The 8,922-nt window shown below is 53.1% G+C and carries 8 protein-coding genes; 1 reads left to right on the top strand and 7 read right to left on the bottom strand.

What is annotated here, in order from left to right:
- Positions 1 to 363: 363 nt before the first annotated feature.
- From A918_RS0106405 to A918_RS0106375, 7 genes are all read right to left on the bottom strand, one after another.
- Positions 364 to 1,188 (bottom strand): bifunctional allantoicase/(S)-ureidoglycine aminohydrolase, encoded by an 825-nt coding sequence (locus A918_RS0106405; protein WP_022710260.1) that lies wholly within the window; start codon positions 1,186 to 1,188, stop codon positions 364 to 366.
- 160 nt (positions 1,189 to 1,348) lie between these two features.
- Positions 1,349 to 2,065: a glycerophosphodiester phosphodiesterase family protein gene (locus A918_RS0106400; protein WP_022710259.1), complete on the bottom strand. Its 717-nt coding sequence runs from the start codon at positions 2,063 to 2,065 to the stop codon at positions 1,349 to 1,351.
- 14 nt (positions 2,066 to 2,079) lie between these two features.
- Positions 2,080 to 2,955, bottom strand: a complete 876-nt coding sequence (locus A918_RS0106395; protein WP_022710258.1) for an ABC transporter permease — start codon at positions 2,953 to 2,955, stop codon at positions 2,080 to 2,082.
- 12 nt (positions 2,956 to 2,967) lie between these two features.
- Positions 2,968 to 3,897, bottom strand: coding sequence for an ABC transporter permease (locus A918_RS0106390; protein ID WP_022710257.1), 930 nt, complete (start codon positions 3,895 to 3,897; stop codon positions 2,968 to 2,970).
- A 12-nt stretch (positions 3,898 to 3,909) separates the two neighbouring features.
- The gene (locus A918_RS0106385; protein WP_022710256.1) at positions 3,910 to 4,902 is read right to left on the bottom strand and encodes an ABC transporter ATP-binding protein; all 993 of its coding nucleotides are present in this window, start codon (positions 4,900 to 4,902) and stop codon (positions 3,910 to 3,912) included.
- The gene (locus A918_RS19670) at positions 4,899 to 5,933 is read right to left on the bottom strand and encodes an ABC transporter ATP-binding protein (RefSeq protein WP_022710255.1); all 1,035 of its coding nucleotides are present in this window, start codon (positions 5,931 to 5,933) and stop codon (positions 4,899 to 4,901) included. Before A918_RS19670 ends, A918_RS0106385 begins: the two co-directional genes overlap by 4 nt.
- Before the next feature lie 96 nt (positions 5,934 to 6,029).
- Positions 6,030 to 7,664, bottom strand: a complete 1,635-nt coding sequence (locus A918_RS0106375) for an ABC transporter substrate-binding protein (RefSeq protein WP_022710254.1) — start codon at positions 7,662 to 7,664, stop codon at positions 6,030 to 6,032.
- Between the two features lie 382 nt (positions 7,665 to 8,046).
- Here A918_RS0106375 and A918_RS0106370 point away from each other — a divergent pair, with 382 nt between their 5' ends.
- Positions 8,047 to 8,865: a sugar phosphate isomerase/epimerase gene (locus tag A918_RS0106370; protein ID WP_028233466.1), complete on the top strand. Its 819-nt coding sequence runs from the start codon at positions 8,047 to 8,049 to the stop codon at positions 8,863 to 8,865.
- The last annotated feature ends 57 nt before the right edge of the window (positions 8,866 to 8,922 follow it).

Genomic DNA, 8,922 nt, shown 5'->3' with positions numbered 1-8,922 from the left:
GAAAAACTCAGGAAAATGGAAGATCTGAAGGAAGCCCAACCGAACCGAGAAATAAATCCCGACAGCGAGCAATCCGTAAATCAGCACATAATCCCAGAGGATCATGTTTATAAAGCTAATAATTGTATTCATCGGTATGACGCGCTCCGCTGCACCTTCGGGTGAGGTGAATATGTCGTTTTTATGATAATTATGATCTGATAAATTGGTTTTAGCTTATATTCACAGCGAATGCATGATTTTTTAAATCAGTGTGGAAATGCGCAATTTTCCGGATTTAATTTTGGTTTTTCAAAAAGATACAGCCGCTCGGTCTGTGTAAAACCGGCGGCTGTTATAAAAAATATTATTGCTGATCCGGCGTCAGAGCTTCATCTTTACGTGACGATTCACGTCCTTATAGAGCAGATAACGGAACTTTCCGGGGCCGCCGGCATAACAAGCCTGCGGGCAGAAAGCGCGCAGCCACATATAGTCACCGGCTTCCACTTCCACCCAGTCCTGATTGAGACGGTAGACTGCCTTGCCTTCCAGCACATAGAGGCCGTGTTCCATTACATGGGTCTCGGCAAACGGAATAATGGCGCCCGGTTCAAATGTGACGATATTGACATGCATGTCATGTCGCAAATCAGACGGGTCAACAAAACGGGTGGTCGCCCATTTGCCGTCCGTGTCCGGCATGGCAACCGGCTCGACTTCGGATTCATGCTTGAAAAAGGCTTCCGGAACGTCCAGCCCGTTTACATATTCATAGCTCTTTCTGATCCAGTGGAAGCGGGCAGGCGCATCACTTTTGTTGCGCACAGTCCAGAGGCTTTTCGGCGGCAGAAAAGCATAGCTGCCTGCGCGCATGGCATGGTCTTTGCCGTCAAGGGTAATAACAATATTGCCCTCAACCACAAAAATACCGGCTTCGGCATCCGGATCAGGTTCAGGTTTGTCACTGCCGCCCTGTGGCTCCAGTTCCACAATATATTGCGCAAAACTCTCGGCAAAACCGGAGAGCGGACGGGAGAGTATCCAGACGCGGGTTTTATCCCAGAATGGCAGGCAGGATGTAACAATATCCATCATCACGCCTTTTGGGATAACCGCATAGGCTTCGGTGAATACGGCACGGTCGCTCAGCAATTGCGTCTGCATCGGTGCGCCGCCCTTGGGGGCGTAATAAGTGCGCTCAGTCATAATCTCTCCCGTTATTTTTACCCTCAGTGCGCAGTCAGGCCGGTTTTCGGTGTTTCTGCAAGAGGGATAACGGGATTATCATTAAAAAAGATAAATTGTCGACAATGTTGTATATAATAATCCCGTTTATCTTTTCGATAAACGGGATACAGAACATCAATTATGCAAGATCAGGCCGGTCTGTGGTGATTTGACGGATTGATGTGTTCTTCCAGAATTCCAGCTCCGGCTCCGTATTGGGCACCCAAACGCCCAGACGTTCCGGTGCAATGCGGTCTGTTATTGCGTCCCAGCTATGGGCAAGCAGGGCTTTTTCAACGGCCAGAATATCGGCATGGCTGTCGAAATAGTCGAGTGCTTCCTGTAACCCGCCGAGAATAGTGGCGCTGAAAGTATTGAGTGAGGCGAGGCGGCGCATTTCCGGCGCAATGTCTTTTACTTGCTCTAATACCTGACGGGTAAAGCCGGTCAGTATGCACTGGTCTTCCATACCCTGTGCGCGGATGATCTGCACAGCCGCATCAGTCAGACCGTCATAGAGATCACCATTGACGCAGTTCTTCAGTTCCACATGTAATTCCATGCCGGTTGGTTTGAAGATTTCCAGAACCTCTTCAAACAATGGAACATGCTCATCCATACTTTCACGCAAAATCGTGTTCTTACGTGCCTGTTTGGAGAGTTCTGCCACATCGCCGATGCCATGGGTGGTGCGCTCCAAAGTCGGGTCATGCAGCACAACCACTTCACCGGCATTGGTCAGATGCAGATCAAATTCCACACCGGCAATATTGAGCTCGTCGGTTTTGCGAAAACCGGAGAGTGAATTTTCAGGCCAGAGATTACGCGCGCCGCGATGGCCGATAATACGTGTCATGATTGATCTTTCTGTTATCGAATAGTCGGATCGAGCTTGTCGCGCAGCCAGTCACCAAGAATGGAAATCGACAGCGTGGTGAACATGATCACAAAGGCTGGTGCCAGCATGATCCACGGTGCGGTGGTCAGATATTCACGGCCATAACCGACCATATTGCCGAGGCTGGATTTCGGCGGCTGCACGCCAAGACCTAAGAAAGACAGGCTGCTTTCCAGCAGAATGATTTCAGGAAAAGTCAGGGTCATGGAGACGATCAGGGTCGAGGCAATATTCGGCAGAATATGGCGCAGATAGACCCATGATTGTTTGGCACCAAGCTGTGTTACTGCGGCGGCATAGCCTTGTGAACTCGCGGAAATCGCCAGACCACGGGCGATACGCGCATAGCGCTCCCAGCCGTAAAGCCCCATCAGGCAAACAAGCAGCACCATGGAATTACCAAAGAAAGCCAGCACCGACAAAGCGAGGATCAGGAATGGCAATGCCGCCTGAAAATCAGCCAGTGTCAGCACCACCTGCTCCACGGTCTTGCGGAAATTCGCAGCAAGGAAACCGACGGTGGTGCCGAGCAGGGTAGAAATAATCGTAGCGCCAAAGGCGATCAGCAAGGAGACACGGATGGATTCAATCAGGCGGGAGAGCACATCACGCCCCACTTCATCCGTGCCGAGCCAGTGTTGCGGGTGGCCGGGCATTACAAGGCGGCTTTTGAGATCCATCGCGGTAATGCTATAGGGGCGGATCCAGTCAGCGGTAATGGCGATGATGATCATCGCGGCAAACCAGATCAGCGACAGTATCACCAGCAGCGGGATGCGTTTCTTTTTGCGTTGATGGACATTGACCACGGGAACGGCGGTACTGTCACTGATTGAGAGTTCAGACATCAGCCGGTTCCTTTACGCTTTGGCCTGATTATCGCGCAGGCGCGGATCGAGAAAACCATAGAGCAGGTCAACAACGAAGTTTGACAGCACCATGGTGGAGGCAATCAGCAGCAGGATGCACTGCACGACTGCGAGATCACGGTTGGAGACGGCAACCACCAGCAGGCGTCCGACACCCGGCCATGAGAACAGGGATTCGATCACCACCGCACCGGCAACCAGTGAGCCGACCATGAAGCCGACCAGTGTCACAATCGGTATCGCTGCATTGGGCAATGCGTGATTGCGGATGACATCGCCCCAGCGCACACCTTTGGCGCTGGCGGTGCGGATATAGGGTTGGCCGAGAATTTCGATCATCGCGCTGCGGGCAAAACGGGCGAGAATGGCCGCACCGGCAATGCTCATTGTCAGCACCGGCAGAATGGCATGTATCCATGTATCACTACCGCCCGATGGCAGCCATTTCAGTGTCACGGAGAAGATCAGCACCAGCACCAGACCGAGCACGAAATTCGGCAGGGTAAAGCCGATAATGGCGGTCATCATCACCAGCCGGTCGATAATGCTGTCGCGATGGAGTGCCGCATAAACACCGGCAGGAATGCCGATGGCCAGATTGAGCAGCAAGGTCGGAATGGTCAGCATCAGCGTGGCCGGAATACGCTCGGCAACCAGATCAATCGCTTTCTGGCCGTCACGCATGGAGACACCGAGATCGCCCTGAAAAATCGCCCCGAAATAGCTGAAATATTGAACAAGGATCGGCTGATCCAGCCCCCATGCCTTGCGGAAAGCTTCAATCGCCTGCGGCGGTGCATCGGGGCCGAGAATGATCTGTGCCGGATCGCCGGACATGCGCAGTACAATAAAGGCAAAGGTCACAACCAGCATGACCGTAATAAAAGCCCGCAACAGACGGGTGAGGAAAAAGGAAATCATCAGTCTGTCCTGTTATCCGGCTAATGCTATTGGCTGTGATGCACTGTCATACAAATGACAGGCAACACTATGCTCTTTGCCGGTGTGCAAGGTTTCCGGCACATCGGTGCGGCAGCGCTCCGAGGCAAAACGGCAGCGCGGATGAAAGGCACAGCCGCTTGGTCTGGCTGCCGGATTTGGCGGCTCACCCTGCAGGATAATACGATTGCTCAGGAGCGTGCCGGGCACCGGAATACTGGAAACCAGTGCCTGCGTATAAGGATGCTGGGGTGCCTGAAAAATTACGTCAGACGGTGCTTCTTCAACAATCCGTCCCAGATACATCACGGCCACGCGGTCACTGATATTGCGCACTACTTTCAGATCATGGCTGATAAACACCATGGCAATACCGTTTTTCTCCTGCAGATCGCGCAGCAGATTGACCACCTGCGCCTGAATGGAGACATCCAGTGCAGAGACGGCTTCGTCGCAAACCAGCAGTTCGGGATTACAGGCAATGGCACGGGCAATCACCACACGCTGGCGCTGCCCGCCGGAAAGCTCATGGGGAAAGCGCGCTGCATGATGCGGCATCAGGCCAACGGACTGCATCAGCTCTTTCACCCGTGCCGCACGGCTTTCTTTGTCGCAAATACCGTGGATTAGTAACGGCTCTTCAATCTGGGTGGCAATAGTCAGACGGCGGTCAAGGGCAGCTAGCGGGTCCTGATAAACAAGCTGCATGCGTTTGCGCAAAGCCCGCCATTCATTGGTGCGTGCAGGCGGCAGAACCTCACCGTCAAAACGAACTTCACCGGTACTCGGACGCTCCAAACCGAGCAGCAGGCGACCAGTGGTGGATTTGCCGGAACCGCTTTCGCCGACAATACCCAGCGTTTTGCCTTTTTGTAAGGACAGGCTCACCGCATCAACGGCTTTGACTTCTGTGGGCTTGGCAAACAACCCGCGCTTTGAGGTGTAGATTTTGCTTAAGTTTTTGGCTTCGAGCAGCGGCTTGTTCATGACAGCACCTGTTGCTGTGTTGCGGACACAGGGGCAATGAATGCAGCCGGTACAACCGGTGCCACAGGAATAACAGTGTCACGTATTTCGACAGGGCGGAAACAGGCGACATAGCGATCATCCTGATTGCCGGTCAAAGGCGGCAGATCGCTTTTGCAACGATTTTCCGCACGGTTGCAGCGCGGAGAAAAAGCACAGCCTTTCGGCAGTTTTCCCGGTTCCGGCACAGTACCTTCAATCGGAACAAGACGTTCACGCCCGCCGTCAATGCGCGGGATCGCATCAAACAGCCCGCGTGTATAGGGATGGCGCGGTTGTGCAAACAGCGCCTCTGTCGAGCTTTTCTCGATCATGCGTCCGGCATACATCACGCAGACGCGTTCGCAGATTTGCGAAACAGCACCCAGATCATGGCTGATGAACACAATCGCCATGCCGGTTTCCTGACGGATACGGGCAAGCAGATCGAGTACCTGCGCCTGAATTGTGGCATCCAGCGCCGTGGTCGGCTCATCGGCAATCAGCAAATCCGGTTCACCGGCGAGCGCCATAGCAATCATCAGACGCTGGTTCTGTCCGCCGGAAAACTCATGAGGAAAATTATCAAGGCGGCGGGCAGCATCGGGAATGCCGACCAGTTCCAGCAGGCGCAGCGCTTCTTTGCGCGCAGCCGCACCGGAAATGCCGCGATGCAATCTCACCGCTTCTTCGATTTGCTTGCCGACACGGATTACCGGATTGAGCGAAGAGGACGGATCCTGAAAGATCATGGCAATGCGGGCACCGCGCACAGATTCCAGTTTGCGCCGTGGCGCACCGACCAGATTGGCACCGTCGATAATGACAGAACCGGAGACCGTGGCTTTCTTCGGCAATAGTCCGAGTGCTGCCAGCCATGTTACGGATTTGCCGCAACCGGATTCCCCGACCAGCCCGACGGCTTCGCCTTTTTCGATTTTTAGATTGATACCGTGCAAAACCTGCACGCCGTCAAAAGCCACTTTCAGATCGGCGATCTCGACCAAAGCCATCGACGCGCTCCTGTCATAAATATCGGCATCAGATGCCAAGCAGAGAATGAAACAAAAAAGCCATGCGGATGGTGACACCCGCATGGCCTAAAGGGCTTAACCCCAGTTGTTGCTACGGAATTCCATGGCGAAGGCCGGTGCGGCTTTCCACTTCACGGATTTGCGTTTGGCGGTGAAAGTCGCGTTCTGATGCAGCAGCGTATAGGCCGGATCTTCACGTTCGCAGATTTCCAGCATCCGCTTGAAGGCTTCACGGCGTTTGCCCTGATCCATGCTGGTTTCAAGGAAGCCGGACAATTCGTTCATTTCCTTATTGGTCCATTCGCCGACCTGTTGCTGCTGGCCGTTCGGGCCATGCTGGCTGACAATGGAGGAAACCGGATCATTGAACGGAGCAGAGTTAGACCAGTCACGCACCGCACGGGTTGGGGTCTGTTCCAGCACCTGCTGCCAGTTTTCCTTCATTTCAATCTCAACATTGAGACCGGCCTGCTGCCACATCTCCACCAAAATCTGACCGGTTGCGGTCTGGTTGGTGTAGTAATTGTTGAGCAGACGATAAGGGATCGGATCGCCTTTATAACCGGCTTCTTTGAGCAGCTGGCGTGCGAGATCCGGATTATATTCCGGCACAGTCCAGTCCTTGATGAACATGTCATCATAATAGGCCCATTGCAGACCGGCCGGAATTTCTGTGCGGCCTGCCCAGAGGCTGTCCACGATAGCCTGACGGTCAATCGCATGGGTGAAAGCGCGGCGGATCAGCGGATTGGCAAGCTGCGGATGGTTTTTGTCGAACACGGTCAGGCGATGGTTGAGCACCGCGCCGCCGAGCACTTCGAATTCCGGATTTTTCTCGATGGTTTCGATCTGATCCGGCGGGATATCACAGGCGAAATCATATTCGCCGGAGAGCAGACCGTTGACGCGGGAGGCCACTTCCGGCACCTCAACAAAGCGGATGCTTTTCAACGGCGGGCGACCGCCCCAATAGTCATCATGGGCTTCAAGCTGCAGGTAATTATCCGGCTTGAATTCAACAATCTTATAAGGACCGGTGGTCACAGGTTTGCGTGCCCAGTCCAGATAGCTGCTGGCTTCTTCAAAAGCGCGGCGGTTCATAATCTGGCTGCCGTAACGGGAAATGCGGCCTTCCAGCGTGATATCCGGCGTACCGTTTTTGAAGCGCACGGTATATTTATCGATGATCTCAACACCGAGCAGCGACGGGAAGTTGCGGCGCGCTGTGGCTGGCACTTCCGGCGGCAGTTCTTTGCTCTCGCGGTTGGTGGGGTTCATTTCCAGAACGCGCAAAGTCTCGCCGGTATTCGGCTTGGTGTCACCGAACATACGATCTGTGCTGAAAGTGAAAGCCACGTCTTCAGCGGTCATTTCATCGCCGTTGTGGAATTTCACGCCTTGGCGCAGTTTCAGTTCAACAGTCTGATCGTCAATGCGTTTCCATTCGGTCGCCAGTGCCGGTGCACGTACGAGATTATTCATATAATCAAGACCGATGAGCGCTTCCCACAATTGCGAGAAGAAGACGCGTTCGCCCACATTGGACTGCTCGCGCAATACATCAAGCGTATTGGAATTGGATACTTTCTGCACCGCAATGGTGATGGAAGGACGGTCATTGCTCTGCGCAATAGCAAAGCGTGGCAGGGTCAGAGAGGCTGCGCCGAAGCCGATCAGGCCGAGTGCATTACGCCGGTTAATCGAAACCATCAAAGGTCTCCCGTTGTTGACAGAAATGTCATGCCGTCCGGCCGTTAAAAGCAGGGGTGAAAACCGTGCCGGCATGGGCTGGCAGCGGAATAGGCTCTCTGTATGACAAGGGTATAAATCTGATTTTATCTTTTCATGACGTTCTGTTGACGGTGGGTTTCTGTGTTGCAACAGCATGAATTATTTATGAAATTTTGAATTTTGAGCAATTTTGCACAAGGCTGTAAAATGCCTGACATATAATACAGGCAAGAGCGCGCCCATGCGGTTGGTGGCAGAGTTGCCGCACCGCTCTGTCGATGCATATTAAGGAATTGTGCATTGCGTTTTGGCGCCATCCTTCAACGAGTGTGGCTATCTGATTATTATCGAGGACGAGACAATGTCTGAACTGCCGATTATTGGTGCTGCCCTGCTGGTTGAGGAAATGCCGGTTCATCGTGACTGGTATCTGGAAAAGCCGCGTGATCTGGAAATCCAGAGCTTTATCAATGCTGATGTTTTGATCGGCGACTGGAAGCCGATGGCTGAAGAAATCAAGAAACAGCTGGATGGGCATCAGGGGCGTCTGGGCATTCACGGCCCGTTCTGGGGCTTCACCATTGATACACCGGATCCGGATGTACGTACGGTTGTACAGAAGCGTCTCGATCAGGCGCTGGATGTTTGTGAATTCCTCGGCGCGGATCAGGTCGTGATCCACAGCCCGTTCACCACATGGTCGTATAACCATCTGGATGACGGTTTTAATGGTCGTGAAGAAATCACCGAAAACACCCATCTTACTCTGGCACCGGCTATTCGCCGTGCAGAAAATATGGGCGTGACTTTTGTTATCGAGAATATTGAAGATATCAATCCGTTTGAGCGCCTGAAACTGGCTGACAGCTTCAATTCATCTGCCGTGGCGGTCTCTATTGATACCGGTCATGCGCATTATGCCCATGGCAATACCGGTGCTGCACCGGTTGATCATTTTGTTCATGCCGCAGCCAACCGTTTGCAGCATGTGCATTTGCAGGATGCGGATGGCTATGCGGACCGCCATTGGGCAACCGGTGACGGTACAGTCAACTGGAAAGCTGTCTTTGCAGCACTCAAGCAATATGACAGCAATCCGCGCCTGATTTTGGAAATGCGTGACCATAATGACATTAAAAAATCGATGAAATATCTGGAAGCTGTCGGTCTCGGACAGTAAACTTTTAGCAGCCGAAAAGAATTGTTGTTGCGTCCTGCCGGGGTTACACCCGCGGGG

Origin of the sequence: Pseudochrobactrum sp. AO18b (assembly GCF_000409565.1) — a bacterium.
Classification (GTDB): domain Bacteria; phylum Pseudomonadota; class Alphaproteobacteria; order Rhizobiales; family Rhizobiaceae; genus Pseudochrobactrum; species Pseudochrobactrum saccharolyticum.
The sequence above is the reverse complement of the archived record's forward strand: the minus strand, read 5'-3'. Positions and strand labels throughout refer to the sequence as shown.

Bases quoted from the DNA above. Each gene is read 5' to 3' on its own strand.
- A918_RS0106370 (WP_028233466.1), top strand. From the start codon at position 8,047: ATGTCTGAACTGCCGATTATTGGTGCTGCCCTGCTGGTTGAGGAAATG.
- A918_RS0106375 (WP_022710254.1), bottom strand. From the start codon at position 7,664: ATGGTTTCGATTAACCGGCGTAATGCACTCGGCCTGATCGGCTTCGGC.
- A918_RS0106405 (WP_022710260.1), bottom strand. From the start codon at position 1,188: ATGACTGAGCGCACTTATTACGCCCCCAAGGGCGGCGCACCGATGCAG.
- A918_RS19670 (WP_022710255.1), bottom strand. From the start codon at position 5,933: ATGGCTTTGGTCGAGATCGCCGATCTGAAAGTGGCTTTTGACGGCGTG.
- A918_RS0106390 (WP_022710257.1), bottom strand. From the start codon at position 3,897: ATGATTTCCTTTTTCCTCACCCGTCTGTTGCGGGCTTTTATTACGGTC.
- A918_RS0106400 (WP_022710259.1), bottom strand. From the start codon at position 2,065: ATGACACGTATTATCGGCCATCGCGGCGCGCGTAATCTCTGGCCTGAA.
- A918_RS0106395 (WP_022710258.1), bottom strand. From the start codon at position 2,955: ATGTCTGAACTCTCAATCAGTGACAGTACCGCCGTTCCCGTGGTCAAT.
- A918_RS0106385 (WP_022710256.1), bottom strand. From the start codon at position 4,902: ATGAACAAGCCGCTGCTCGAAGCCAAAAACTTAAGCAAAATCTACACC.